This is a genomic window from Capnocytophaga canis, assembly GCF_000827555.1.
GTDB lineage: Bacteria > Bacteroidota > Bacteroidia > Flavobacteriales > Flavobacteriaceae > Capnocytophaga > Capnocytophaga canis.
In genome coordinates, this window is the sequence record NZ_CDOI01000163.1 from 15,816 (window position 1) to 42,272 (window position 26,457).

At 37.0% G+C, this 26,457-nt stretch carries 23 protein-coding genes and 2 pseudogenes; 13 read left to right on the forward strand and 12 right to left on the reverse strand.

From position 1 onward, the window contains the following. Nucleotides 1-36: 36 nt before the first annotated feature. Nucleotides 37-1,803, forward strand: coding sequence for a signal peptide peptidase SppA (gene sppA, locus CCAND38_RS08015; RefSeq protein ID WP_042344745.1), 1,767 nt, complete (start codon nucleotides 37-39; stop codon nucleotides 1,801-1,803). Between the two features lie 94 nt (nucleotides 1,804-1,897). Beyond that, complete coding sequence (locus CCAND38_RS08020; RefSeq protein ID WP_042006441.1) at nucleotides 1,898-2,098, forward strand: hypothetical protein; 201 nt, start codon at nucleotides 1,898-1,900, stop codon at nucleotides 2,096-2,098. Between the two features lie 58 nt (nucleotides 2,099-2,156). Here CCAND38_RS08020 and CCAND38_RS11535 read toward each other — a convergent pair whose 3' ends face one another. Beyond that, nucleotides 2,157-3,278 (reverse strand): adenylate kinase, encoded by a 1,122-nt coding sequence (locus CCAND38_RS11535; RefSeq protein ID WP_082024978.1) that lies wholly within the window; start codon nucleotides 3,276-3,278, stop codon nucleotides 2,157-2,159. Between the two features lie 166 nt (nucleotides 3,279-3,444). Then, nucleotides 3,445-5,451 carry a family 20 glycosylhydrolase gene (locus CCAND38_RS08030; protein WP_042344746.1) on the reverse strand — a complete coding sequence of 669 codons (2,007 nt, stop codon included), beginning with the start codon at nucleotides 5,449-5,451 and terminating at the stop codon, nucleotides 3,445-3,447. A gap of 171 nt (nucleotides 5,452-5,622) precedes the next feature. On the opposite strand from CCAND38_RS08030, the gene CCAND38_RS08035 reads away from it, so the two are divergent. Beyond that, complete coding sequence (locus CCAND38_RS08035; protein ID WP_042344747.1) at nucleotides 5,623-7,905, forward strand: NADP-dependent malic enzyme; 2,283 nt, start codon at nucleotides 5,623-5,625, stop codon at nucleotides 7,903-7,905. Nucleotides 7,906-8,277: 372 nt separating this feature from the next. Here CCAND38_RS08035 and CCAND38_RS08040 read toward each other — a convergent pair whose 3' ends face one another. The 4 genes from CCAND38_RS08040 to fbp form a co-directional block, all read right to left on the reverse strand. Continuing rightward, complete coding sequence (locus CCAND38_RS08040) at nucleotides 8,278-9,042, reverse strand: UDP-2,3-diacylglucosamine diphosphatase (protein WP_042344748.1); 765 nt, start codon at nucleotides 9,040-9,042, stop codon at nucleotides 8,278-8,280. Between the two features lie 12 nt (nucleotides 9,043-9,054). Beyond that, nucleotides 9,055-9,507, reverse strand: coding sequence for a 6-pyruvoyl trahydropterin synthase family protein (locus tag CCAND38_RS08045; RefSeq protein ID WP_042005881.1), 453 nt, complete (start codon nucleotides 9,505-9,507; stop codon nucleotides 9,055-9,057). Between the two features lie 141 nt (nucleotides 9,508-9,648). After that, entirely contained in the window at nucleotides 9,649-10,890 is a 1,242-nt protein-coding gene (locus CCAND38_RS08050; RefSeq protein WP_042344750.1) for a M48 family metallopeptidase, read from the reverse strand. A 91-nt stretch (nucleotides 10,891-10,981) separates the two neighbouring features. Then, complete coding sequence (gene fbp / locus CCAND38_RS08055) at nucleotides 10,982-11,998, reverse strand: class 1 fructose-bisphosphatase (protein WP_042005879.1); 1,017 nt, start codon at nucleotides 11,996-11,998, stop codon at nucleotides 10,982-10,984. Nucleotides 11,999-12,128: 130 nt separating this feature from the next. Between fbp and CCAND38_RS08060 the strand changes: the two genes are divergently transcribed. Beyond that, a complete protein-coding gene (locus CCAND38_RS08060) occupies nucleotides 12,129-13,109 on the forward strand; it encodes a LuxE/PaaK family acyltransferase (protein ID WP_042344751.1) in 981 nt (326 codons plus the stop codon). 132 nt (nucleotides 13,110-13,241) lie between these two features. Here the strand turns inward: CCAND38_RS08060 and nhaD are convergent, their stop codons facing one another. Next, nucleotides 13,242-14,567, reverse strand: a complete 1,326-nt coding sequence (nhaD, locus tag CCAND38_RS08065) for a sodium:proton antiporter NhaD (RefSeq protein ID WP_042344753.1) — start codon at nucleotides 14,565-14,567, stop codon at nucleotides 13,242-13,244. Nucleotides 14,568-14,763: 196 nt separating this feature from the next. Here nhaD and CCAND38_RS08070 point away from each other — a divergent pair, with 196 nt between their 5' ends. From CCAND38_RS08070 to CCAND38_RS08080, 3 genes and pseudogenes are all read left to right on the forward strand, one after another. Next, on the forward strand, nucleotides 14,764-16,440 hold the full coding sequence (locus CCAND38_RS08070; RefSeq protein ID WP_042344754.1) for a formate--tetrahydrofolate ligase: 1,677 nt from the start codon (nucleotides 14,764-14,766) through the stop codon (nucleotides 16,438-16,440). Nucleotides 16,441-16,650: 210 nt separating this feature from the next. Beyond that, nucleotides 16,651-16,797 (forward strand): annotated as a pseudogene (locus tag CCAND38_RS11640) (TetR/AcrR family transcriptional regulator); the annotation flags it as partial. An 82-nt stretch (nucleotides 16,798-16,879) separates the two neighbouring features. Then, complete coding sequence (locus CCAND38_RS08080; protein ID WP_042344757.1) at nucleotides 16,880-17,416, forward strand: DinB family protein; 537 nt, start codon at nucleotides 16,880-16,882, stop codon at nucleotides 17,414-17,416. Between the two features lie 71 nt (nucleotides 17,417-17,487). Here CCAND38_RS08080 and CCAND38_RS11645 read toward each other — a convergent pair whose 3' ends face one another. The 5 genes from CCAND38_RS11645 to CCAND38_RS12100 form a co-directional block, all read right to left on the reverse strand. Then, nucleotides 17,488-17,679 (reverse strand): hypothetical protein, encoded by a 192-nt coding sequence (locus CCAND38_RS11645; protein ID WP_156127571.1) that lies wholly within the window; start codon nucleotides 17,677-17,679, stop codon nucleotides 17,488-17,490. After that, nucleotides 17,666-18,205 (reverse strand): dihydrofolate reductase family protein, encoded by a 540-nt coding sequence (locus CCAND38_RS08085; protein WP_042344758.1) that lies wholly within the window; start codon nucleotides 18,203-18,205, stop codon nucleotides 17,666-17,668. Before CCAND38_RS08085 ends, CCAND38_RS11645 begins: the two co-directional genes overlap by 14 nt. A 235-nt stretch (nucleotides 18,206-18,440) precedes the next feature. Then, the gene (locus CCAND38_RS08090) at nucleotides 18,441-19,235 is read right to left on the reverse strand and encodes a cation efflux transmembrane domain-containing protein (RefSeq protein ID WP_042344759.1); all 795 of its coding nucleotides are present in this window, start codon (nucleotides 19,233-19,235) and stop codon (nucleotides 18,441-18,443) included. A gap of 4 nt (nucleotides 19,236-19,239) precedes the next feature. Beyond that, nucleotides 19,240-21,414 (reverse strand): TonB-dependent receptor, encoded by a 2,175-nt coding sequence (locus CCAND38_RS08095; RefSeq protein ID WP_042344760.1) that lies wholly within the window; start codon nucleotides 21,412-21,414, stop codon nucleotides 19,240-19,242. Between the two features lie 417 nt (nucleotides 21,415-21,831). Next, a complete protein-coding gene (locus CCAND38_RS12100) occupies nucleotides 21,832-22,419 on the reverse strand; it encodes a hypothetical protein (protein ID WP_231550020.1) in 588 nt (195 codons plus the stop codon). 289 nt (nucleotides 22,420-22,708) lie between these two features. Here CCAND38_RS12100 and CCAND38_RS11650 point away from each other — a divergent pair, with 289 nt between their 5' ends. The 6 genes and pseudogenes from CCAND38_RS11650 to CCAND38_RS08135 form a co-directional block, all read left to right on the forward strand. Continuing rightward, complete coding sequence (locus tag CCAND38_RS11650; RefSeq protein WP_156129786.1) at nucleotides 22,709-22,891, forward strand: hypothetical protein; 183 nt, start codon at nucleotides 22,709-22,711, stop codon at nucleotides 22,889-22,891. Nucleotides 22,892-22,969: 78 nt separating this feature from the next. After that, on the forward strand, nucleotides 22,970-23,614 hold the full coding sequence (locus CCAND38_RS08115; protein ID WP_052458201.1) for a hypothetical protein: 645 nt from the start codon (nucleotides 22,970-22,972) through the stop codon (nucleotides 23,612-23,614). Nucleotides 23,615-23,920: 306 nt separating this feature from the next. Further along, nucleotides 23,921-24,091: pseudogene (locus tag CCAND38_RS08120) on the forward strand (VOC family protein); the annotation flags it as partial. Nucleotides 24,092-24,339: 248 nt separating this feature from the next. Continuing rightward, nucleotides 24,340-24,864, forward strand: coding sequence for a TetR/AcrR family transcriptional regulator (locus CCAND38_RS08125; RefSeq protein WP_042344766.1), 525 nt, complete (start codon nucleotides 24,340-24,342; stop codon nucleotides 24,862-24,864). A gap of 59 nt (nucleotides 24,865-24,923) precedes the next feature. Beyond that, on the forward strand, nucleotides 24,924-25,751 hold the full coding sequence (locus CCAND38_RS08130; RefSeq protein ID WP_042344767.1) for a CPBP family intramembrane glutamic endopeptidase: 828 nt from the start codon (nucleotides 24,924-24,926) through the stop codon (nucleotides 25,749-25,751). Nucleotides 25,752-25,794: 43 nt separating this feature from the next. Beyond that, on the forward strand, nucleotides 25,795-26,457 hold a 663-nt coding region (locus CCAND38_RS08135), incomplete at its 3' end, for an alpha/beta hydrolase (protein ID WP_042344768.1).

Here is a 26,457-nt window from a genome sequence, read left to right on the forward strand (position 1 = left end):
TTTTAACGAATAACTAAGGACAAACAGATAAAACAAATGACTTTTTTAAAAAATGTATTAGCGACCATTCTCGGATTTTTTATATCCTTGGGGATATTTTTCATTATTTTTCTCATATTTATGTCAGTAATGATGTCATCGATAGGGTCGACAGACAGTGCTGCGGTGATTGTGAAAGACAATTCAGTGTTAGAATTGGAGTTCAAAATGCCTTTAAGAGATTATGGTGAAAAGGTTTATCTTGAAGATTTTGATTATACCATTGAAGAATACAACGGCTTGAACAGTATTCTTAAAGCAATTAAACATGCCTCAACTGACAGTAAAATTAAGGGTATTCTTTTGAAAAGTTCAGGTAATCTATCGGGATTGGCTTTAGTTCGGGAATTACGTGTTGCTTTGGAGGATTTTAAAACTTCAGGTAAATTTATCTATGCCTACAATGATGTAATTCCACAGTCAGATTACTACTTGCAAACGGTAGCCGATAAGATTTATGTAAGTCCGTTAGGAAAATTGAATTTCAGAGGGCTGTCATCTGAAGTGCTATTTTTAAAAGATTTACAGGATAACACAGGAGTGTCAATGGAAGTAATTCGTCATGGAAAATACAAAAGTGCTGTAGAACCGTTCTTAGACAATAAAATGAGTGATGAAAATCGACTCCAAATCAAAGAGTTATTGAGTTCAGTTTGGGATATTATTGTTCAAGATATTGCCGAAAGTAGAGCCATTACAGTAGAAGATCTGAACGCCATTGCTACAAATTTAGAAGCAAGAACTCCACAGTTGGCCTTGAAAAACAAAATGGTAGACGGAGTGCTTTTCCAAGATGAGTTTGAGAACATACTTTGTGAGGCAATGAATGTCTCTAAAATTGAAGATGTTAATTACATAAACATAGAAGAGTATACCGAAAGTGTTTCTAAAAAATATTCTAAAAAAGCAAAGGATAAAATTGCGGTAATCTATGCCGAAGGTGAAATCATGTATGGGAGTGGTAACTCCAGAATCGTAGGCGATAAAACTATAGTAGAATCATTGCGCAAGGCTGTGAAAAATGATGATGTAAAGGCTATCGTTTTGCGCATCAACTCCCCGGGAGGAAGTGTGTTAGCTTCGGAATTGATTCACAGAGAAATAGCTGTTACAAAACAGCATAAAAATGTATACGTTTCAATGGGAAATTACGCAGCTTCAGGTGGATACTACATTGCTTGTCATGCTGATAAGATTTTTGCCGAAGCCGGAACTATTACAGGTTCGATAGGTGTTTTTGGAGCTGTGCCAAATGTTAGCAAATTAGCAGAAAAATGGGGAGTCAATGCTGAACAGGTGACAACTCATTCTAACGCGTTGGAATACAGTCTTTTTGAAAAGCCGTCTAAAAGTTTCATTGATGAGAATACGGAATCTGTTGAACAGATTTATGAACTCTTTTTGGAACGCGTGGCAGAAGGTCGTGGCATGACAACTGAACAAGTCAATGAAATTGCACAAGGGCGAGTGTGGAGTGGTAAAGACGCATTGAGGTTGGGTTTGGTGGATCAAATTGGGACATTGGATAATGTATTGGAATTTGTCGCTAATGAAAAAGGTTTGGAGTCGTACAGTGTAGTGTCTTACCCTTTGTTTAAGACCAGCTTGAAAGAAATGTTCGGCACTTATGCGATGTCCTTAAAATCTCATTCGTTACAAGAAGAGTTAGGTAAAGAGGCATATCAAATGTACGAGAAAATCAAATTGTTATCGCAACAAGAAGGAATTCAAGCACGGATGCTTTTTGATGTTAGCTTAGATTGATTCTAAGTTTTACCAAAACTTTAACTTTTTATTTTGTTTTGTTTCTGTTTTCTTTCGTATCTTTGTGAAAAGAAAACGTCAAAACATTAATACTATGAAAAGACCGATGGTTGAGTATGCTAAGTTAATTCTGTCAAAAGTAAGTTTTAATTCAGAGCTCTTCTGTAAGGAACTCAACAAAGCCTTAGACAAATTACTACCTTACGAACAAGAGGAGTTGAAAGTGTGGTTAGATAACTACACCAAAGACAAACCAGAATTGATTGATTGTGTGGTTTCTATAAATAAAAAGTAGAATTTTAATTGTTAATCAGAAAAGGCTGTCCGAGAACTATCAGACAGCCTTTTCGTTTTTATTTTTCCAGATTTTCAATAGCTTCGGAAAGTCGATTCGTGATTTCTTCGATACTTCCTATTCCATTGATGGCGTGGTATTTACCTTGCTTTTTGTAGAATTCAATCAGAGGAGCCGTTTTTTGATTGTACTCTACAAATCGATTTCTGATTTTACTTTCATCTTGATCATCGGTACGTCCGCTCACCTTTCCTCGCTCAACAAGGCGTTGGATAAGAATTTCGTCATCTGCTTCTAATGCTAATGTTCCATGAATTTTAATTCCTTTGGAAGTTAAGAATGCATCTAAAGCCTCTGCTTGTGCAATGGTGCGGGGAAATCCGTCAAAAATAAAACCTTTCGCATCTGGATTGCTATCAATTTCTTGTTGTAACATCTGTATGGTTACCTCGTCGGGTACTAAATCTCCCTTGTCCATATACGATTGTGCTAGTTTGCCCAGTGGAGTTTCGTTTTTGATGTTGTATCGGAACAAGTCTCCAGTAGAGATGTGTACCAAATTGTATTTTTCTTTCAGGAAAGTAGCTTGTGTACCTTTTCCTGCTCCTGGTTTTCCAAATAAAACTAAATTTGTCATTGTCAAAGATGTGTTTAATTGATATACATGAGGTAAATTTCGTCCTAATTCGTCATAGTCAAGTCCGTAGCCAACGATAAATCGGTTGGGAATAGGCATACCAACGTAGTCTATTTTCAAGTTCTTTTTGTAGGCATCAGGTTTGAAGAAAAGTGTTGCAATGCGCAAAGATTTCACGCCTTTATTGTGGAAAATACGATAGATTTCTTCGAGTGTATTTCCTGTGTCGATAATATCTTCCAATACTACCACATCGCGTCCTTCGACTGAAATATCCAAACCGATGAGTTCACGTACTTTCTCAGTAGAGTGCATTCCCTCGTAGGACGATAGTTTTACAAACGTTATTTCGCAATCTGCTTTGTAGTTACGTACAAAATCGGATGCAAACATAAATGCCCCGTTAAGCACAGAGACAAATACAGGAGTTGTATCTTCCATGTCTCGAGCTACTTCTGAAGTCATTCGTTGAATAATTTGCTGTATTTGAGCCGCATCAATGTAAGGTTCAAATGATTTGTCGTGTATTTTTATGATTTCCATAGAAAATAAATAAAAAACAAAAGTACGAATTTTTCTCAAAAAAACAATCGTTTTTAATCTTATCGCTGATTTTTTACATTAAGGGACTTGTTGTTAAAAGGTATTTCATATTTCCGACTCTGTGTGTCTGTTTTTTTAGTTTTGTATGCTCTGTTTATTATGATAGTTATTGCGTTTTTCTGTCAGCATCGAACCTGAGCTGTTGTATTTCGTTTTTACCGTCCAAGCTCACGAAAGCAAAATTAAAATGCCATTTCACTAAACGAACTTCTGGAGTTGAGAAATGCCCGATAGGGAGTTTCAATAGTATCTTGTTCCAACCTTTCTTAAGGATTACGGGAATAGGAGGGCGTACCTCAAAATTCTCGTTTCTCAATGGCGTTTCATTAGATTTTTGGGTGTGTGATGACTGCCAATTAGGTGGGTGTATTTCAGAATTGTTTATCCAAACACGACTTTCTTTGTAGTCCCATTTTCCTTGTGGTGGAGGTAAATCTTTTTCTGACCTACTGTAATTCTGAGTGCTTATCCAAAGTCCCACTTTTTGTCTTTTAGGAGAGTATACGTGCGTATAGGCATATGCCGTATGATTCGGTAGAGGATTTTCGTACAATGACTTTACGATTTTTCCCCAAACATGTCTTAAGTAGATGCCTCCGCCGATTGTTTTTTGTGTGTAATAGGTTTTGCCTTGATGGGTATAGCTATTCGACAGTTCTTTTTCAGGAGGAAAAGACCTTGTTAAATCACCTTCGTTTGGGAAAGGATCTGTGATGGTCCATTCCATGTGGGTTTGTTTTACGTAAGCAAAGGGTAGGTTGTTAAAATAGTTATTTTTATGCCACAGCATTCGGCGTTCGAAATCTGCAAAGGCTATGAAATTGAGATCTTTTTTTGATGATAGGATTGTACCTTTGTTGTCAAAATATTCTGTGCCACCGCCTAACCAGGAGCGTTCTGCCAAGGCTAACATTGATGGGTAAAAATTGTTTTGAATCAGTATTTCCCGTTCATTAGGAATAAAGCGATCGTTCCATACAGCAAGTATACATCCTGCGTAGTTGTCACTTCCTTGGGTAACGTTTAGAATACGGCTGTTGTACAAAGCGATTATATCACCAAAAGCATCGAAGTGATTGAGATAGTGAAATCGAGAGTCAATCGCAGGGATGTCTTTTTGTACTTTTCCACGGTAGCTCCACAATTGAGTCATGTCAATATTGCCTGCTTTGTAGTTCCAACCAGGATTCCATGAGATTACTTTTTTACCTCGTTCACGAATGAATTGCACCATGTTGGGAACAAAGTTTGGATTTGTGAATTCCACCTCATCTGTGCCAATGTGAAAGTACGGCACATCGAAATAAGGTAGCATTTCATCCAAAAGTTCTTTCAAAATTTTCGTGCCTTCTTCTGATTGCATATCGTGGTTAAATGCTTTACGAAAGGCCAAACTATGCCCAGGCATGTCAATTTCAGGGATCAGTATCATATTGTGTTGTTTGCAAAATTCAACCAATTCTTTAGCTTCATCAAGAGTGTAAAACTGCCCGTGCGAACGCTCATAGCTGGAAAGATGGTTTAGAATGGGGTGTTTTTTACTTTCTAATCGCCACCCTTGGTTCTCAGTTAGGTGCCAGTGGAAAACGTTGATTTTGTATTGTGAAAGTATGGAAATTTCTTTTTTTAATTCTTCCAAAGAGATAAAAGTTCGCCCTACGTCTTGCATAAATCCACGAAAACGAAAAGCAGGGAAATCTAGTATATAGCAACCTTGAAATTCAGTTATATCTCCTTTATTTGTTGCCAGTTGTCGTAGAGTTTGCATAGCCCAGTACACCCCTTTTTCCGTGGTCGATTCGATTAGTATTTTGTCTTTGGAGATCGATAATGTATAAGCCTCTTCTTTGTTGACTCTAGCTTGAGGGATATCATTGACAAGCTTTACTTCAATGAGTTTGTTAGCCTTATCGGATGTAGTTCCTCCCATTTGTTTGATGAAATTTTGCCACTGTGTTTGCAAAACGGGTGTAGAAAGTCGTACTTTATGCAAAGAAAAAGATGAATTGTTAATCTCTATTAGCTGAGGCTTAGGTAGTAAGTGGTTAACACCCGAAATAGCATAGGAATAAAAAGTTAATAAGCAAATCAGGGATGTAAACATAAACTTCATAACATGGATTTTACAGGTACTTTATTATTTGATTACAAAGATACATTTTTTAAAATTAAAAAAAGTTGAATTTTACCGTCTAATTCATATTTTCCTAAAAATTATTGCTTATTATTTGAAAACATTCTACTTTTGCGGATAGTTTTATTGATTTATTATTATAACATAAACATGAAAGATAACAGAAAAAAACAAGAGGCGTTGGACTATCATCAGTTCCCCAAACCTGGAAAAATAGCCATTGTACCTACTAAAAAATATGCTTCGCAACACGATTTGTCATTAGCATATTCCCCAGGTGTAGCAGAACCTTGTTTGGAAATTGCTAAGGATAAACAAAACGTATATAAATATACTTCAAAAAGTAATTTAGTTGCCGTGATTTCCAATGGAACTGCTGTGTTAGGTCTGGGGGACATTGGCCCTGAGGCCTCCAAACCTGTAATGGAAGGTAAAGGTTTGTTATTCAAGATTTTTGCTGACATTGATGTATTTGACATAGAAGTAGATGCTACTGATATTGACAAATTCGTGGAAACGGTCAAAGCCATTGCCCCTACGTTTGGAGGTATTAATTTGGAGGATATTAAAGCTCCTGAGGCTTTCGAAATTGAACGCCGACTGAAAGAGGAACTTGATATTCCGGTAATGCACGACGACCAACATGGAACAGCTATCATATCTGCAGCAGCCTTAAAAAACGCTTTAGAAATTGTTAAAAAAGATATTCATCAAGTAAAGATTGTAGTCAATGGAGCGGGAGCAGCAGCCATTTCGTGTACCAGACTTTACATTGCTTTAGGAGCAAATCCTAAAAACATTGTGATGTGTGACAGTAAAGGTGTTATCCGTAAGGATAGTCCTAATCTGACAGAGCAAAAGGCAGAATTTGCTACGGATAGAAATATCCACACCTTGGAAGAAGCAATGAAAGATTCAGACGTATTTATCGGATTATCAAAAGGAAATGTAGTGAGTCCAGAAATGTTGTTGTCAATGGCAAAAGATCCTATTGTATTTGCCATGGCGAATCCTGTTCCTGAAATTGACTATCAATTAGCAGTGAATACGCGTCAAGACATTCTGATGGCAACGGGACGCTCTGACTTTCCCAACCAAGTGAATAATGTGTTAGGATTTCCGTTTATTTTCAGAGGGGCTTTGGACGTACGTGCCACCAAAATCAACGAGGAAATGAAATTGGCGGCTGTTCATGCTCTGGCAGATATGGCAAAGAAAACGGTTCCCGATCAAGTGTCGCTAGTTTATGGCAATGAAAACCTTTCTTTTGGACGTAATTATATCATTCCTAAGCCTTTCGATTATCGATTGATTTACGAAATTCCACCAGCGGTGGCTAAAGCGGCAATCGAATCAGGAGTGGCACTAAAACCAATTACGGACTGGGATGCTTATCGTGAGGAACTTATCGAACGTTCAGGTAAAGGTAGTAAGGAAATCAGATTATTACAAGACCGAGCCAAACGAAATCCAAAACGAGTGGTATTTCCTGAAGCCGACCATATTGAAGTGTTGAAAACTGCCCAACGGTTGTATGAAGACGGCATTGGAATTCCGATTCTTTTAGGAAGAAAAGAAATCATTACCGAACTCAAAGAAGAAGTTGGCTTTACTGCTGATGTAATGATTATTGACCCTAAAACAGATACTGAAAAATCAAGGAGAGAGGCCTTTTCAGAAGTCTATTGGCAAAAACATCAGCGACGTGGCGTTACTTTGGTTAGTGCAGAACGATTAATGCGTGAACGCAACTACTTTGGTGCAATGATGGTCAATACAGGGGAGGCTGACGCAATGATAACGGGCTATTCTCGATCGTATCCATCGGCTATTCGTCCAATTTTAGAACTTGTAGAGAAAGAGGAAGGAGTGAAACGCATTGCTGCAACCAGTATTATGATGACTCAACAAGGGCCTTTGTTTATTTCTGATGCAACTATTAATGTTGATCCTTCCGCTGAAGACTTGGCCAATATCACTTTAATGACTGCAAAGGCTGTGAAAATGTTTGGTATAGAGCCTTCAATCGCTATGCTTTCTTATTCAAATTTCGGATCTGCCAGTTCAAAAAGTACACAAAAAGTACGTGAGGCAGTAGCTTATTTACATAAAAATCATCCCGATTTGGTTGTTGATGGAGAAATTCAGGCCGATTTTGCTATCAATCCAGAGAAGTTAGCTAAATCGTTCCCCTTTTCAAAACTAAACAATGGAAAAGGAGCTAACGTGTTGATATTCCCAAACTTGGAGTCAGCTAATATTGTTTATAAAATGCTGAAAGAAATACAACGGTTGGATACCGTTGGGCCTATCGTTTTAGGTCTTAGTAAACCGATTCACGTAACTACTTTGGGCTCAAGCGTTGATGAAATGGTCAATTTAGCAACTTTGGCCGTGGTTGATGCACAAGAACGAGAACTCCGAAAGAAATAATTTCTCACATATAAGACTTGAAGCTGTCCGAAAAGGGTTGTTTTTAGCAAAATATTAAAAATAAAATACTTATTTTCAATGGATTAAGTTTTGTGAAATTGCTAAAATTTGACTTTTTGGACAGCCTCAGTTTTTTTGAGTAAAAATCTATGTGTCAATAGGATTCCAGTTCCCGCAGTCAAAAGATGAGTTTAAATAAATACTTGATTAAAGTAAATTAGCACAAAGATTAGTTATCAACATGAAAAGGAAAAGTTGAATCTGATTATATCGTAAGACGCTCAGATGTGTGATTCTACGAAATATTGAAAACTCAAGAACCAAACAAATCAGATAAATCGTTCTTCAGTCCAGAATCAATCTTAGCGAGAATTACTCATCCCATTTTTCCAAACGCAAACTATTTCCATCAAATACAGCATAAGTGAAGTGATGAATCCAATCACCTGTGTTGACGTAAGTTGCTTTATCATTAAGATGAATTTGCATAGGTAAGTGGCGATGTCCGAAAAGAAAATAGTCGTAGTCTTGGGTTTCTAATTTACGTTTGCAGTATAACACCAGCCATTCTCTGTCTTCTCCTAAAAATTTGACATCTTCATTCCCCGAAATTAATTTATTTTTAACAGACATATGCTGAGCTAATCGCACTCCAAAATCAGGGTGTAACCATCGGAAAAACCACTTGGCAACAGGATTCGTGAACACTTTTTTCATACGTTTGAATCCCTTGTCTCCAGGTCCCAATCCATCACCATGTCCTACAAAAAAACGTTTCCCATTGGCGGTAAAACTTAAAGGTTTGTGAAAGACAGGTATTCCTAATTCATTTTGAAAATAATCTTCCATCCAAAGGTCATGATTGCCCACGAAAAAATAAATAGGAATGCCACTGTCACTTAACTCGGCTAATTTCCCCAAAGTACGGACGAATCCCTTTGGAACCACTGTTTCATATTCAAACCAAAAATCAAAAAGGTCTCCCAAGAGAAAGATAGCTCCTGCATCGGTTTTGATTCGGTCAAGCCATTGGACGAAACGTTTTTCACGTGGACGACTTGCTACAAAATTAGGTGCTCCTAAGTGATTATCCGATGCAAAGTATATTTTTTTATCACCTGCTAATGAGATTTCCATAGCGAAGAAATTTTACAAATTGTCGTTAGCAAACCATTCAGCATACGAACTCTCCGTTTCCTGTAAACGCAACGAAAACAGCGTAACATTACTTGGCAAATGTTTTTTGATACGTTCTGCAAAATCGACAACCAAATTTTCACTTGTAGGTTGATAATCTACAGTTATTATATGGTGTTCTTTATCTATAAGTTCTTGAGCAAGAGTTAAATGAGGAGAATTTCCATTAAAAACCATGGCGTGATCAAATACATCGATAATCTCTCGTTTTACAATTTTTTTCAAATCGCCAAAGTCAATAACCATTCCAAATTTCACATCGGATGGATTAGTAATAGGTTCTCCAATAACAGTAACGTGGAGTTTGTAGCTATGTCCATGCAGGTTTTTACATTTGCCATCATAGCCATAAAGAGCATGTCCAGCTTCAAAGTCAAACTTTTTGGTGATTCGTATTTTTGCCATTATTTGATTAATTTTAGTACGCAAAAATACGCAAGTTTTAGCGATATACAATCAAATTTGCTGTAAAATGTAATATCAATTCAGTATCCGTTCAAGCAATCAAATGCAGTTTTTGGAATCATTGAAAAGTATCTAGTATCTTTACATTTCTTTTTGTAAATGAATTACGCGTTGATAAAGTGTTGGATGTGAATAATTTAAAAACACGTTCCATGAATGTGGAGTCAGATTACTAAGGCTGTTACGAGACAATTTTTTCAAAGCAGTGACCAAGTGCTCTGCCGTACCCATAGTCGTTTTGGCGTATTCATCTGCTTGATATTCGAATTTTCGAGATATGTAGTTAGAAATCAAACCCGTAACTGTTGAAATAGGGCTGTAAAGCAATCCAAAAGCTAACAAACCGACATGGAAACTATGCGTTTGCACTCCTAAAGCTTCCGAAAAAATAGAATTTTCAATAGCTAAAGACAACACGTAAAGCGTTACCCCTGTTAGAATTGTCGATTCTAATATATTGAAAAGAATGTGTTTATGTTTGTAATGTCCAACTTCATGAGCTAAAACAGCAACAATTTCATCTGTAGTAAGGTCTTTGATGAGAGTGTCGTAAAGAGTGATTTGTTTTGTCTTTCCGAACCCTGAGAAATAAGCATTTGCTTTGGTCGAACGTTTTGAACCGTCAATCACATAGATGCTTTTCAGCTGAAAACCAACCTTTTTTGCATATTCTTCAATGGCATCACGCAATTCACCCGCCTCCAAGGGGGTCTGTTTGTTGAACAAAGGGACTATCAATCGAGTATATAGAAACGCCATCGCTACCGAAAAACCACTGACTAACAACCAAGTATAAATCCAAAAATATGTACCCACCCAAAGGTAAAACCACACCACTAAAGCCAATATCCCTCCGCCAATAAATAGAGTCAGAGCCTGTCCCTTCAAAAAGTCCGTAAAAAATAAGGTACGTGTGCTTTTATTAAAGCCATACTTTTCTTCAATAACAAAGGTAGCATAATACTCAAATGGCAAAGCTATTAAGTTGCTAATCAGCATCAGTATTCCGAAAAACAATAAAGAAATAACTATTTCATTTTCAAAATATTGACGTAGAAAACCATCTAAAAAGGCAAAACCATCAAGACTCAAAACCACCAAAGTCAGAGCAAACGACAACCACGAGGAAAAGGTTGAAAAACGATGTCCCTCAAACTTGTAGTTTTGCGATTTTTCGTATGATTTAGTGTCATAAACATCCGCTAACACCTCTGGAATCGGATCTCTAAATTTTCGAGCATTTAATGTTGAAATCCATTCGTCTAACAAATGTTCGGCAATAAATATAGCCAGTATTAGATAAAATAAGGTTGTAGCGTCCATTTTTGATATATTTTGAGGAGCAAAAGTACGGATTTTCTCCGAATAAGTTCTATTTGAAAGAAATGTCTAACTTATTAACCCCAAAATTAAATCATTCTCTCGGATATTTCGCCATAAATTCTTCGGCTTTTTCAACCATATTCACCGAGCCACAAAAAAATGGCACTCGCTGATGTAAGTGGTCTGCTTGAATGTCCATAATGCGTCGATACCCATCAGAAGCTTTGCCTCCTGCTTGTTCGGTAAGGAAAGCGATAGGGTTACATTCGTAAAGTAATCGCAATTTTCCGTGAGGAGTACGTGTTCCCGACGGATAGATATAGATTCCACCTTTAAGCATGTTTCTGTGAAAGTCAGAAACTAACGAACCTATGTAACGAGAGGTATAAGGTCGGTCACCTTCCAATTCTTGGCAATATTTTATATAGTCTTTAACTCCCTGAGGAAAATGTACATAGTTCCCTTCATTAATGGAATAAATAGATCCATCTTTAGGGAATTGCATATTTGGATGCGAAAGATAGTACGTTCCGATGGAAGGATCGAGTGTAAAACCATTAACTCCTCTACCAGTTGTGTACACCATCATTGTAGAAAGTCCATAAATGATATAACCTGCGGCTACTTGTCTATTTCCTGGTTGCAAAAAATCTTCCAACTGCACAGGCGTACCTTCAGGAGTCACACGACGATAAATAGAAAATATCGTTCCGACAGTTACGTTCACATCAGAGTTACTGGAGCCATCAAGAGGGTCAATCAGCACTACATATTTACTCAAATGGCTGTTTTGAGAGGGTTCTACTGAAATAAAAAATTCGTTTTCTTCCGAAGCAATTCCACAAACTACTTCACGCTGTGTTAGGGCTTTGATAAAAATTTCGTTGGCAAATACATCTAGTTTTTTTTGTACTTCGCCTTGTATATTTTCCTCACCCATGTCGCCCAAAATATCCTCCACCAAACCTGCTTTGTTCACCTCACGATTCACAACTTTTGAAGCCAAGCGGATGGAACTCAAAAGTCGAGTCAACTCTCCTGTAGAATATTGAAAATCTTTTTGATTTTGGATGATGAATTCACCCATTGTTTGATATGTTTTAGCCATGTCTTTAAAGTTTTGAGTTTTATGGTATCAAAGTTAGCAAAAAAACATAAAGAATACAAAAATGTTTATCCATTATTTTCTACATTTTTTTCGTAACTTCGCGTTTTGTAAAACAATCGTGCATCACAAAATGTCCTTAGAAGATCGTATTTTTTCTATCAATAACGAGATAGATTTCGAAAATATAAGCTTGGAAGTCTTTGAGTATCAGTTTAATCACAACTTAGTATATCAAGATTTTTGCACCTATTTAAAAAAAACACCTAAAAATGTACGCTCTCTATTTGAAATTCCTTTCTTGCCGATAGAGTTTTTTAAATCACATCGTGTTTTTTGCGGACAAGATTCTGAACAACAGATTTTTACAAGTAGTGGCACCACAGGGATGCTAACATCAAAACATTATGTAAAAAAATTGAGCGTTTACGAAAAAAGTTTCCGAAAGGGGTTTGAGTTGTTTTATGGTAATCCATCCGAGTATGTGATTTTGGCTTTGCTTCCTTCGTACTTAGAACGAACTGGTTCTTCTCTCATTTACATGGTAGAAGATTTAATTCAGCAATCAAACAATCCTAACAGTGGTTTCTATTTGAATGAGTTACAATCTTTAGCTAACCTGCTAAAAGCATTGGATGAGGCAGGAAAAAAAATATTACTCATCGGAGTATCCTTTGCGCTACTGGATATGGTCGAAAAACATTCGTTTTCATTAAAAAATACCATCATTATGGAAACGGGAGGCATGAAAGGGCGTCGTAAAGAGTTGATAAGGGAGGAACTACATCATATTTTATGTAATGGATTTGGTGTTCAAGCTATTCATTCAGAATATGGTATGACGGAATTACTTTCACAAGGTTATTCCTACGGGAATGGCATTTTTAAAACCGTACCTTGGATGAAGATTTTAATTCGAGATACTAACGATGCTCTTTCTTTTCAACCTAATAAAAAAACGGGTGGGATTAATGTAATTGATTTAGCAAATTTACAATCGTGTAGTTTTATTGCTACACAGGATTTAGGCAGACGCCTTTCTGACACAGATTTTGAAGTGTTGGGAAGGTTCGATAATTCAGATATTAGGGGGTGTAATTTATTAGTTTTGTGATAAAAATCCGAAAAGTTTTGTTTTAGACAGATTCGGCACTGAAATACTTCGTATTCTTCGAAAGTGACACACTAATCGTGATGAACAAACAAAACTTTTCGGGTGGTGTATATTTACTTCTTTAGTCGGATTTTATTCGAACACATGAAAACTCTCTAACACGATGAGGGATAAAAACCCAGCAATAAAACCTAAGAAAGCCAACCACAGGATGTTTTTCAAGTACCAAAAAAAGTCTATTTTTTCCATTCCCATAGCAGCCACTCCTGCCGCCGATCCGATTATGAGTAAACTTCCTCCTGTTCCAGCTGCAAAAGCAATAAAATGCCACAAAGCACTATCCACAGGCTCTTGGAACATCCCAATACTTGCTGCTACTAACGGTACGTTGTCAATCACTGATGATCCCATTCCAAGAAGAGCCACTACAATATTCTGATTTGGAACCGCTTCGTTTAATACATTTGCAAAGTTGAATAAAATACCCACGGATTCCAAAGCGGCAACTCCTAATAAAATACCTAAGAAAAATAAAATACTTGATATTTCAATACGCGACAAAGCTCTGTGTGTTGAAAATGAAACAGCTGCATCTTCGTTTAATTCTTTAATAGGTTTCAACAGCTCGGAGAAAAACCACATGGTTGCTAAAGCAAAAAGCATCCCGATGTAAGGAGGTAGACCCGTAACGGATTTGAATACAGGTACAAAAATAATGGACGCAAAACCAATAATCAACACTGGAGTACTACTTTTAAAAGCCTGTGTCTTGTCAGACCGCGGAATGTCCAATCGCCCTTGGAAAACGGGTAAGAATGATGCGATAGCAAAAGGGACAACAAAGCATATAATAGAGGGAAGTAACACATATTCTGTGAGTTTAGCTGCAGTCACTTTATTTGCCATCCAAAGCATCGTCGTAGTTACATCTCCTATAGGTGACCATGCTCCTCCTGCATTAGCAGCAATCACAATGAGTGAAATGTACCAAATGCGTTCAGTTTTGAATGGTACTAATTTACGCATAATTGTAACCAAAACGATGACTGTTGTCAAATTATCAATCAATGCGGAAAGGAAAAAAGCGATAATCCCGACAATCCAAAGTAAGCGTTTTTTTCTACGTGTTTTGATGATTTTTTTTATAATTTCAAAGCCTCGGTGCATATCGATTACCTCAACGATAGTCATTGCTCCGATAAGAAAAAAGAGAATTTCAGCTATTTTTCCCAAATGATGTAACAAAATGTTGTCAATAGCTAAGTCGTTGTTTGTAGGGTTAATAGCGTGAAGGGCTTGATCTTCGATTTCATAGACAGTGAGTCCTCCCATTTTTAAAATAGCCCAACAAATCGATGCCATCCCTAGAGCTGAGATGGTTTTGTCAATCTTCACCTGATGCTCAATAGTGATAAAAAAATAGCCGATAAAAAACACAGCAATCAACAAAATTTCCATAGAATGTATTGATTTTATTATAGATGTAAAATTGGCGACAAAGATAAAAAAATACTCATGAATCCCATATAAAAACTAAAATCTTTTCCTTAAGAAAATCATCTGCTATTTGTATTCTTGATTATCAAAAATAATTTCGTACCTTTGGAACTCATTAATTTTATATTATTTTTAACCAAATAAATAGCTATATATTATGAGTTTTCCAACGGATTTAGAAATTGCACAAAATGCAAAAATGCTTCCTATTAAAGAAGTTGCCAAAAAATTAAATGTTAGTGAAGATGACTTGGAACTGTACGGAAAGTACAAAGCTAAGTTACCTCTACATCTAATTGATAATGAAAAACTTAAGAAGAATAAATTAGTGTTAGTAACGGCTATCACTCCAACACCTGCAGGTGAAGGGAAAACTACTACTAGCATCGGTCTTACTGAAGGGTTGAACAAAATCGGTAAAAAAGCCATTGCAGTGCTTCGTGAACCTTCTTTAGGGCCTGTTTTTGGAATTAAAGGAGGTGCCGCAGGAGGAGGGTATTCACAAGTAGTGCCAATGGAGGATATCAATCTGCATTTCACAGGCGACTTTTCAGCAATTGAAAAAGCAAATAATTTGCTTTCAGCAGTGATTGATAATAATATACAAAGTAAAACACATTCCATTGGTATTGATCCACGTACAGTTGTTTGGAAGCGTGTGATGGATATGAACGACCGTGCATTACGTCAGGTTGTCATCGGCTTGGGAGGTAGTGCCAACGGAGTGCCTCGTGAAGATGGGTTTAACATCACTCCTGCCTCTGAGATAATGGCAATCCTTTGTTTGTCAGAAAGTTTTTCGGATTTAAAGAAGCGTATTGGAAACATCTACATCGGTAAAAAAATCGATGGCACACCTGTTTTTGCTCGTGATTTGAAAGTAGTAGGAGCTATGGCATTACTGTTGAAAGATGCGATAAAACCTAATTTAGTTCAAACTTTAGAAAATAATCCTGCCATTTTGCATGGAGGACCTTTCGCAAGTATTGCTCAAGGAACCAATACAGTATTAGCTACCAAAATGGGAATGTCCTTAGCTGAATATACTATAACGGAAGCCGGTTTTGGAGCTGATTTAGGAGCAGAGAAATTCATGAATATCAAATGTGTGTCTGCTGGACTTGCTCCTGATGCAGCTGTTATTGTTGCAACTGTTAGGGCGTTACGCCATCATGGAGGAGCAATGAAAGAAGAATATACCACAGCAAGTCTTGAAAAAGTAAAAAAAGGTATCGGAAACTTAGAAAAGCACATTGAAAACGTGCAAAAATTTGGATTGAAAGCTGTTGTAGCAATTAATTTCTTCCCTAATGACAGTGATGAAGAAATTCAATTCATCAGACAAGTGTGTGAACAAAAAGGAGTGAAAGCAATTGTTTGTAAAGGATTTGCTGAAGGAGGTAATGGGGCAAAAGAACTGGCACAAGCGGTAGTGGAGATTGTAGAAAGTGGTGAAAGTAAATTTAAACCGCTTTACGACCATGCGATTTCCATTGAAGATAAAATTGTTAAAATTGCAACCGAAATTTATGGAGCTAAAAGCGTGAATTTTACTTCAAAGGCACGTACGCAACTCAATAATATTAACAAATTAGGCTTCGACAAAATGCCTGTTTGTATGGTAAAAACTCCGAAATCATTGAGTGATAATGATAAGAAATTAGCACGTCCAACGGATTTCGAGGTTACGGTTCGGGAGTTTGAATTTGCTTCAGGGGCAGGATTTGTGATTCCTATTTTGGGCGATACAATGCGTATGCCAGGGCTACCAAGCGTTCCTGCGGCAGAAGGTATGGACATAGACGACAATGGAATCATTACAGGACTTTCATAGTTTTTTAGTTCAGTAGGACTTTCTAGTACTACTGGATGACTGATAAAAAAGAGGAGAGAAGCTGTCCGAAAAAGACGGCTTCTTTTTTTTGTGATTAAAGGAAGAAAATTTCGCTCTTTTTTCTTTTAAAATTTGTCTATTCAAAAAAACATATTACTTTTGTAATAAAATATAACAATGGTTATATAATATATGTTATAAAATAATATTATGCCTAAAACAACGACAATAACAAAAGAAATTATCATTGAAACAGCCTTTGAAATGGTTCGAAAAGAAGGGTTTGCTGTGCTTTCTGCCCGAAACATTGCCAAGCAAATTGGTTGTTCAACACCATCGTATTTTTGCCAACGAAACAGTAAAAATTCCTTTTTCAAAAGGCTACGGTCTTGATATGTAGCCCACAACAAAATAGTAACAATCTAAAAATCAGAATAAAATGAACAACAAAAAAATCGCAGAGATTTTGGCTTCGCAGTATAAAGCAAGCCTTGGAATGCTACGTAAAACTTTGGAAAAAGTTCCTGAAGACCAATGGAATACGGATGAGTACAACAATCCGAATTGGCAAATTGCCTATCATTGCATTGCCGCAATACAATATTATTTAGGGGCAAATGACGCCAGTTTTGTACCCTTTGAAAAAGCCATCAGAGGGGCAGAGAGTCTTGGAGGTTCGCAAGAATGGGAAAATCCTGATGCAGGTGTGGTGGTAGAGGGATTTCATACCAAAGAAGAATTGTTTTCGTTTATTGATGAGCTGAATGAAAACTTGCTACAACGGATTGAAGCTCTGCCTTTTGAAGCGGATTCGGGATATGAATGGTATCCAGTTTCGCGTTTTGAATTGCATCTGAACTGCATCCGGCATACCCAACACCATACAGCAGAAATCATTGAGCGATTGAAAATAAAAGGTATTAGCGGTTTCCGTTGGTGGGTAAACGAACACGAACCGGAAGAATGGGAGGGATAAGTCTAAATGCTAAATGGTTAATATAAGAAGGTATATTTCTTAAATTCCATTAGTAAGTGCAATTTTGATGATTAATTTTCTCTCTTTTGAATGGAGCGTAGCGAAATGAAAATGGATAATATACCGCCCAACGGTTTGGGGCTTGGCGTTGGGTTTTGGAGCATAAATATCCAATTTTGAACTTTCAACCCCGCTATTGCAAAACCGATGTTAGCGGTTCGGGCTTTTTGTCGTCCGTCGTTATGTCGGTCAATTGTCTGCACGCTTGTAATGAAGTTGAGTTAGTCCTTTGTCAAATTGTTTTGTTGAGATGAGTTCCAATTTTTGTTCAGGTCGTCCGTCTTTGAAGAGTTTTGTCCCGCTACCAACTAAAATTGGAATAATGGAAATGATAAATTCGTCAATTAAATTTTCTTTTAAAAGTTCGTTTACGATTTCCGCTCCACCGTCAATGAAAATGTTTTTTCCCTGCTCACTTTTTAGCCTTAAAATGAGGTCTTTCAGATTGTCCGTGTAAAAGCTTGTCTTACCAACACTTGGTCTTGATGTCCGTGTTATGATAAAGGAATTTTTGTCAGCGTGAGGAAACTCGGGAACTTGTGTCATTACCCAGTCGTAAGTCTTTCTCCCAAGTATTACTGTGTCTACCGATTTCACAAAGTCTGCATAACCGTAATCTTCACCGTCCTGTTGAACGATTGATAAAAAACTAAGGCCGTCATTTGGTTTTGCAATGTAACCGTCTAAACTTGATGCGATGTATAAAATTACTTTTCTGTCTGTTACCATATTTTAATTGTCGTTTTACAATGCCCGCTAACGGGAAACGGCTTTGCGAAGGAGCGGAAATAGAAGCACAAAAGTTCAGTTTAGCACTACCGTAGCGTAAGCCATTTTCTATTTGCTAAATTACAAAAAAAGGAAATAAAAATGGCTTATGCGGTGATATAATTACTGTCGTTGAATTTTGCACTTAACCCGCTCTTTTGCAAAACCGATGTTACCTGCTGGCGTTCTTTCGGTTTCATTTCGCCAATTTCAATATCCTATACGCTCCTCTTGCCACAACTACAAATACAATAGCTCCGATAATCAAATCGGGATAACTCGAGTTTAACCAATTGACCAAAATTCCCGCAACGATAACTCCCGAATTGATTATAACATCGTTTGACGTGAAAATCATCGAAGCCTGCATATGTGCTTCTTTGCTTTTGTTCTTTTGCAACAGGTAAAGACAAAGTACGTTTGCTATCAATGCCAAAACAGAAACAAAAATCATTGTTTTGAAATCGGGCATCGCTTCTATTCCGATAAAACGTCTGATAACTTCAACAAAACCGATAACGGCTAACAGGATTTGAAAGTAACCTGCAAATTTGGCGATGTTATTTTTTCTTGCAATCGTACCCCCAACAGCAAACAATGCCAAAGCATAAACAATACTGTCCGCAAGCATATCCAAGCTATCCGCTACCAATCCCATTGAGTTGGAAAAAATACCGAACAACATTTCTAATCCAAAGAAAACGAAATTGATAATCAATACCGTCCATAGTAGTTTACGTTGGCTATTGCTTGTATCTGTTTCAACAACTATGTTAGTTTCTTCGGTTGAAATCAACGTTGTATTTAGGTTCAAGGTTTCCAAAGCCGAAAAAATCGGCTCTGGGGTTCCACTATGATAAACATTCAATTTTCTATTGGGAATATCAAACTCCAATGACTTTACCGTATCGAAGTCTTGCAATTTCATACGGATTAATTGCTCCTCACTTGGGCAATCCATTTTTGTTATATTGAATATGGTTTTATTCATCTTCTTAAAGTCTAAATTTTATTCCACCGTTAATTACAAATCCGTCCAATGGTGCATAAATATCTCTAAAAACAGGGTTGGTTATTGTGCCTGTATAAATGTTGTCAAAACGTGTCTGTCTTGTATCAAGGAAGTTTTCAAAGTTGATGTACAAAGAAAACCGTTCCCAAATTTTTTCAGCCATAAAGCCACATATAACATAGTCTTTTCCTGTTGTTCCGTCATTAAGTTTTTGCTGACTAAAATAATAGGCTTCCAAACCGATTTTCCATTTATCCTCTATTTCATACATAAGTACAGAGTTAATGCGATGTTTTGGTGTTAGTGGATTTTCGGTATTTGTTCCGTTTTCAATCAATCGGGTATCGGTAAAGGTGTAGCCCAAAAACAATTTAAAATCATCATAACCGATTTTGATATTTGTTTCTGTTCCTCTTGTATCAATGTGTCCTGTCGAATTGATAAATTGGTATAATCCGCCTGTTTGAGATTCAAGCAACAAAGGGTTATTCAAATAGGTATAGAAAAAAAGTTGGTTGATACTGAACGTTACTTTTTCGCCAAATACGGTGCGATAATTAAAATCAAAATTTCCTCCGTAACTGCGTTCCAATTTGTTGATGTTTTTATCAATGGGCATTACATTTTGGTATTGTATGCGTTCGCTTTCCTCTGTAAATATGGTTGGCGTTTTATAGCCAAAGCCACCGCCAAGCCGTGAAGAAAATTTGTCGGTTATTTTGAATAATGCTGAAACTCTTGGCAGCAAGGCAATACCATAATCAATAACATAGTCGGCTCTGAAACCTGTTTCAAGATTGAGCCACTTGGTTGCTTTCCACGAATTTTGAGCAAATGCACCAAAAGTAATTTGGTCGTAATTTCTCAACGGAAAAGTGTCTGTCTGCTTTTCCTGAAAGTTATCCGACCAAAGATTTACACCTGCAACCCATTCTGTTTTTTCCCGAACATTGGTATAGCTTGCTTCGCTGAATGTGGCTGTTTGTGTGCCGTCAAAGCTATAATTCGGAATATTGATTATCCTGTTAAAATAACTTACGCTGTTTTTAAAATTGAAGAAACTTTTGTCATTAAATTTATGGTCAAAAGACAATTGCGTGGAATAGCGTTGTGTTTTGTTTTCTTCAAAATAGCTGTGGATAGTGTCTCCTTTTCCTTGTATAAAATGTATGTCGCCACCGATACGGTTTTCAATAGCTGTGTTTATTCCAACATTCAGTTTTGTTTTGTCGCTGAAATAAACAAATAACTTGGGATTGAAAACATACCTGTCAAATTTTGGAATTGCTGTAAAATCAATATTGGCAGGGTTGTAAGCCCAATTGCGGTTGTGTGCTGCAAATATTGTTGTTCCAATTTTGTTAAATCGCTGTCCGTAAAAACCGTTAATGTCAAAACCTCTGCCCGAACTTCCGTTTAAATGAAAACGTAATTCTTTTTCATCTGTCGGTGTTTTGGAAATAAGGTTTACCAATCCTGCTATCGCTCCTCCTCCGTAAAGTGTAGATGAAGAACCTTTAATAATTTCTACTTGCTTTAAGTCAAGCGGTGGCGTTTGCAAAAGTCCTAAACCGCTTGCTGCTCCTGCATATAGTGGAAATCCGTCTTTAAGAATTTGAGTATATCGTCCGTCAAGTCCCTGAATACGAATAGAAGCATTGGCAGATGTTGCGGAAGTTTGCTGCGTTTGTATGCCTGTGCTTTCACTTAAAAGCATACGAATATCCCCTGCTTTCATATTGCCTTTTTCGTCTAATTCTTCCCCTCCAATAAATTCAATTCTTGTCGGAATGTCCTTTATGGTTCTGGAACTTCGGGTAGATGAAATCACAATTTCGTCCAATTCGTTTGCATTTGATTTGAGAAAAATCTCTATCAGGTTTGATGTTGTCAACGGAAAATCAAACGTGTCTTTTCTTGTTTCATAACCGATGTAACGAAATTCAATTATCTGCTTTCCGTTTGGGATATTGGTTAAGGTTATCATTCCGTTAATGTCTGCGGTTGCTCCTGTTGCCGTTTCTGATAAAATAGCTGTCGCACCGATTAACGGTTCTTTTGTTTCGCTGTCTTTTATGACCGCTTTAAATGTATTCTGTCCGAATACGGTATTTATGTTGAATGCTACCATTAGTAGCAAAATGATTTTAAACTTCATTGCCTAAATGATTATTAATGTTTGAAAAATAAGAATTGACGATGCGTAGCACCCCAATTTGTTATTGTGCCGAAGGCACGGAAACATTAACTAATCTTGGGCGGTTTCCAAATGGAAGAGAAAAAGTCAGACGTTGTATTTTCCTTGTAAATAGAAACTTTTTTGTCTGAATAAGTGAGGATAGAGTGTATTGAAAATTTTGCTATTGGAAAAGTAAAACCCAAACAGGTATTGCAACTCATAAATGGTGAACAACAATCGCTACAATCTTTGTCACTTTGATTGTCTTGTGATTGTTCGGTTGTTTGCTCCTGAAAACAATTGTCCTCCACCAAGTTTGGTGCTGCTGTCAGCAACAAAACATAAAGGGCTAATATGAAGGAGAAATATTTCACGCTGCAAAGTTAGTATAATTCATTATTTTATTGTCCAATCGTCATTATCATTTTCATTAACGGTTATCTTACTGATAACAGCGTTTGCCCCTGAGTCTGTGTAAGTTCCATACCCATTGACAAATACGCCTTTAGCTCCGTCTTTTTGATTTGTCATTGCGTATAAAATGGCTTCGTCTTCCAAGTCGTTTTGTCCTGTAAAACGATATATTTTGTCAATAACGATGTCGTTCAAATCAACTTTTTCGCCTCCTTTTTTGTAAGATATGTTTTCTTCCAACAAGTTAAAGTCTTCTGTATAACCACGTTGTCTTAGTATTTCTATTACTTCTGATAATGTTTTCTCTGTTGATAGCATAGTGTTCTCTATATAGATGTTTATAAATGCAAAGTTAAAAAAGCGTTGGGAAAAAATGGCTCTTTGGATTTTGCCGAAGCGTGGGCTTTTGTGTGTCGGGGCAAAAGCCAATGTGCCATTGTGCGGTGGCAAAAAATTGAATAAAAAAATGTGCGGTAGGGAAAAGAAAAAATACAGAAGGGTCGGCAAGGTGTGTCGGCTTAGTTCTTGTCCGTTTGTAATATGGTCTGTATGTCTTTGTTTATCTGTCAAAATGGTTTACGCTTCTCTTGTTTGTCTGACCGTTACTGTCAGGGTTGCACGGTCTGTCTTTACGCTTGCAGGTAACACGCAAATATACGCAATTTCGTTTATTCTACACATATAATATTCGTATATCGTTTTATTTTTTTATCCATAATTCTTTTATATATCAATAAATCAACAAGATACAACAACTAGAAACATTTGTATTTCCGAATGTTTTTACTGTCTTTGCAAAAAGAAAACAGAGCAAAGATATGGCTTACATTATTCCCCAAAAAGGATAGGTTTGTGGGTTATGCACTTTCTGTTTTTTCAGATTATCGTATTCGTTTCAAAGGAATTACTATTTTTGTCCTTGCGAAGTAACACCTATGATGCACAACAAGACAAAAACTGCGTTTTTCAACCGTTGGTGGGTAAACGAAAACGAACCAGAAGAATGGGAGGGATAATTCTCAATGCTAAATGGTTAATATAAGGAGGTATAATTCTTCCTTGTTTTTCGTAATTTGTGAAAAATAAATAAAATCTCCTATTTTTGCCAAAAAAATAAAAAATGACACGAAAAAGAACCAAAAAAGAAAACTCAAAAATCAGTGTGATAGAGCGTTGGGACAAGCCTTTTGAGTATTTTGGATTTTTGAATTTGGTGTTGATGGCATTTTATTACGGAAGTTTGTGGTTTTCCGCCACGCCTTTGGACGCTGATAAAGTATTTAAATTCAGTCTTTTAATGGCATTTGAGTTTATAATGGTACATTCAGGTGTGTTTATGGTGGCGTTTTCTGCACGCATCAGTTTGTTTATATTTTTCCCTGTATATGGCTTGTTTGCCTATTCTTTTCAGAGTATTATGGGGTTTTCGGATTGGACGATTACTACGCTTTATTGCGTTACCGTGTTTAACCGAATGCGTTTTGCATTTTTTAACACCAGTGAAGCTGTACAACAAAGAGTAATGGCTCAATCTGTCGTCGCAGTAATGCTGTATTTTTTTCTTGCGATGTTTGTCGCTTTTGGGCAAAATATTGTCCCAGAATTTGCCTTAGATGAAGGATTTCGCAAATCCCAAAGTTACTTAGATGCCAAAAAACACGGTGGACTTTTTTTAGATTTTCCTCATACAGCGATTGCATTGGGAACACTGTATTTCAGCTTTTTAGCTCTTTTTGATTTGAGTTTAATCCGAAAGATGAAGTGAGGCATTTGATAAGATTTTGCATTTTTCAAGAAAGTTTAAAGGTCAGTCGTCAAAAAGGAGGTATTACTATTGATGAAGTAGAATAACGTTTGGTAGATACGCTTCACAGCTTAACACCACCAAAGGTATATTGTCCAAGTCCAAAACAATAATAAAATTTATTATTAAGTTTGTCTTTCCTAAAAAAACACGATGAAAAAACAAAATCAAACGTTGCTTATCATACTGGAAGAAAGTGCTTTTTTTAGCCCAGAATATTATCAAATAATGACACATCAAAATGTCAAATATTTGAAAATCAATTGTTATTCAGTGATTGAAGTCGAAAATGTAGATGAGGTTTATAAAGAACTGAAAAACAAAAGCGTTCCTATTGAAATGGAGCTACGAAATGAGCCTTGGGGCGACCGCCATTTCGCTATCAAAGACCCCAATGGCATCGGTATTGATATAGTAACCTACACAGAACCTGAATGATAATCAATTTTCTTGTAAAAACCAATATCGTGTAATTTAGGAATTTATTAGATAATTAAAAAAGATATAAAAACGCTCCAATCGGGGCGTTTTTTGGTTTAGAGATAACATAACTTATAAGATTTCAAGATTAAAGGAACGAGTAATTTCGTTCCTTTTTCTTTTAAAATTTGTCTATTCAAAAAAACATATTACCTTTGCAATAAAATATAACAATAGTTATATAATGTATGTTATAAAATAATATTATGCCTAAAACAACGACAATAACGAAAGAAATTATCATTGAAACTGCCTTTGAAATGGTTCGAAAAGAAGGGTTTGAGGTGCTTTCTGCCCGAAACATTGCCAAAAAAATCGGTTGTTCAACACAGCCCATTTATTGGACATACAAAAATATGGACGACCTCAAAGCCGAAGTCTGCCAAAAAGCTCTTATTCACTTACAAAACACAATGTTAGGCTATTCAAAAACAGGAAACTCTTTCCTTGATTTAGGATTGGGATATGTGCAAATGGCTCATATAGAACCTGCTTTATTTAAGGCTTTCTATATGGATAATATTATGAATATAAAACTTACAGATATTTTTCCGGAAAGTCAGCAAGTAGTGGACATAATGAAAAATTCAGAAGAATACCGACAATTATCCGACGAAGGCGTGAAGAACATTATCGCTAAATCGTGGATGTTGGCTCACGGTATAGCTTCACTGGTAGCAGTTGGAATGTTTGTTTATGATGAGGAGAAAATTTTGGATATTTTAAAATAATATCATTTCTATACCTAAAATGAAATATCATTCAAAAAACAATGTAACACTTTAACAATATGAACACCAAATCAAAAACTTTCAGAAATGTTGCCCTATTCAGCTTGGTGGCTATCACTTGCGGTTGGGTGGGTGTAGGGGTGGATAAGTTACTTGGTCAGCCCTCGAATTTGGAATCGCTCGGAGCATTGATTTTTATCGCCACACCACTTTTGTGTATGCTTTTGCTTCGCCTCTTCGGTGGAGATGGCTGGAAAGACATTCCCCTGAAACCGAATTTCAAGCAAAACGCTCGTTGGTATTTATTTGCCTTTGCAGTTTATCCGTTGGTTATCGGTATAACGCTTTGTATAGGGCAAATGCTGGGCTGGGCAGATGTGGGCAAGTTTAGTTTTACAGCCTATTTACCGATATTGGCAACCGTTTTTCTGCCCGAATTTATCAAAAATATCTTTGAAGAATCGGTTTGGCGAGGCTATCTCACCCTAAAAATGGAGCAACTTACCAAAAACGAATGGTTGATTTATCTGGTGGTAGCGTTGGTTTGGCAGACTTGGCACGCTCCTTATTATCTGGTGTTTTTGGAAGACGGCTATCTGGCTCAATTTTTCCCTTATGGTGGACTTTGGCTTTTTATTTATGGCTTTGTGGTAGTGGGTGTTTGGACGATTATGTACACCGAAGTCTTTTTCCTTTCGCGTTCGCTGTGGGTGGTCATTTTAATGCACACGATGGAAGACGCACTCAATCCGCTAATTTCCGAAGGATTCGCAACAATTCCACCCGACAAAACGCTACTCATTTCGCCAACATTTGGAGTAGTTCCATTACTGATATATCTGTGTATCGGATTGTATTTGAGAAAAATACGAAAAAGAAAGAATTAAATGATTTTAAATGAATTAATTATAAAACTAAAATTTCAGCAATATGAACACAAACAAAAAAACATCCATATGCGATAATTGTTGGGACAAAATTTTCCCGAAAAGTGATAAAGTAGAACATAAAAAAGTAACGTTCAGAAATCGCTACGGCATAGTTCTTGTCGGCGATTTGTACTTTCCGAAAAACAGCGAGAACACGAAACTTGCAGCTCTTGCCGTTTGCGGTGGATTCGGAGCGGTAAAGGAGCAAGCCTCCGGATTTTACGCCCAGATGATGGCGGAAAGAGGTTTTGTAACCTTGGCTTTTGACCCTTCTTATACAGGCGAAAGCGGTGGCGAACCTCGCAATGTAGCCTCACCCGACATCAATACCGAAGACTTTTCGGCTGCGGTCGATTGCTTGGGGCTTCAACCCTTTGTGGACAGAGAAAAAATAGGGCTTATTGGCATCTGCGGTTGGGGCGGATTTGCCCTGAACGCTACGGCTATCGACACGCGAATAAAGGCGGTGGCGACGATGGTAATGTACGATATGTCTCGCGTCTTTAGCAAAGGATATTTCGACAGTAACACACCCGAAATGCGTCTAGAAATGAAGCGTTCGCTCAATGCGCTTCGTTGGACGGATGCCGAAACGGGAATGCCTGCTCCTGGCTATCCGATGCCAGACGCTCCTTCCGATAAAGTTCCTCAGTTCCTGAACGAT

Excerpts from the sequence above, each read along its gene's own strand:
- sppA (WP_042344745.1), top strand. The coding sequence starts at position 37 with ATGACTTTTTTAAAAAATGTATTAGCGACCATTCTCGGATTTTTTATA.
- CCAND38_RS08020 (WP_042006441.1), top strand. The coding sequence starts at position 1,898 with ATGAAAAGACCGATGGTTGAGTATGCTAAGTTAATTCTGTCAAAAGTA.
- CCAND38_RS11535 (WP_082024978.1), bottom strand. The coding sequence starts at position 3,278 with ATGGAAATCATAAAAATACACGACAAATCATTTGAACCTTACATTGAT.
- CCAND38_RS08030 (WP_042344746.1), bottom strand. The coding sequence starts at position 5,451 with ATGAAGTTTATGTTTACATCCCTGATTTGCTTATTAACTTTTTATTCC.
- CCAND38_RS08035 (WP_042344747.1), top strand. The coding sequence starts at position 5,623 with ATGAAAGATAACAGAAAAAAACAAGAGGCGTTGGACTATCATCAGTTC.
- CCAND38_RS08040 (WP_042344748.1), bottom strand. The coding sequence starts at position 9,042 with ATGGAAATCTCATTAGCAGGTGATAAAAAAATATACTTTGCATCGGAT.
- CCAND38_RS08045 (WP_042005881.1), bottom strand. The coding sequence starts at position 9,507 with ATGGCAAAAATACGAATCACCAAAAAGTTTGACTTTGAAGCTGGACAT.
- CCAND38_RS08050 (WP_042344750.1), bottom strand. The coding sequence starts at position 10,890 with ATGGACGCTACAACCTTATTTTATCTAATACTGGCTATATTTATTGCC.
- fbp (WP_042005879.1), bottom strand. The coding sequence starts at position 11,998 with ATGGCTAAAACATATCAAACAATGGGTGAATTCATCATCCAAAATCAA.
- CCAND38_RS08060 (WP_042344751.1), top strand. The coding sequence starts at position 12,129 with ATGTCCTTAGAAGATCGTATTTTTTCTATCAATAACGAGATAGATTTC.
- nhaD (WP_042344753.1), bottom strand. The coding sequence starts at position 14,567 with ATGGAAATTTTGTTGATTGCTGTGTTTTTTATCGGCTATTTTTTTATC.
- CCAND38_RS08070 (WP_042344754.1), top strand. The coding sequence starts at position 14,764 with ATGAGTTTTCCAACGGATTTAGAAATTGCACAAAATGCAAAAATGCTT.
- CCAND38_RS08080 (WP_042344757.1), top strand. The coding sequence starts at position 16,880 with ATGAACAACAAAAAAATCGCAGAGATTTTGGCTTCGCAGTATAAAGCA.
- CCAND38_RS08085 (WP_042344758.1), bottom strand. The coding sequence starts at position 18,205 with ATGGTAACAGACAGAAAAGTAATTTTATACATCGCATCAAGTTTAGAC.
- CCAND38_RS08090 (WP_042344759.1), bottom strand. The coding sequence starts at position 19,235 with ATGAATAAAACCATATTCAATATAACAAAAATGGATTGCCCAAGTGAG.
- CCAND38_RS08095 (WP_042344760.1), bottom strand. The coding sequence starts at position 21,414 with ATGAAGTTTAAAATCATTTTGCTACTAATGGTAGCATTCAACATAAAT.
- CCAND38_RS11650 (WP_156129786.1), top strand. The coding sequence starts at position 22,709 with ATGCACTTTCTGTTTTTTCAGATTATCGTATTCGTTTCAAAGGAATTA.
- CCAND38_RS08115 (WP_052458201.1), top strand. The coding sequence starts at position 22,970 with ATGACACGAAAAAGAACCAAAAAAGAAAACTCAAAAATCAGTGTGATA.
- CCAND38_RS08125 (WP_042344766.1), top strand. The coding sequence starts at position 24,340 with ATGCCTAAAACAACGACAATAACGAAAGAAATTATCATTGAAACTGCC.
- CCAND38_RS08130 (WP_042344767.1), top strand. The coding sequence starts at position 24,924 with ATGAACACCAAATCAAAAACTTTCAGAAATGTTGCCCTATTCAGCTTG.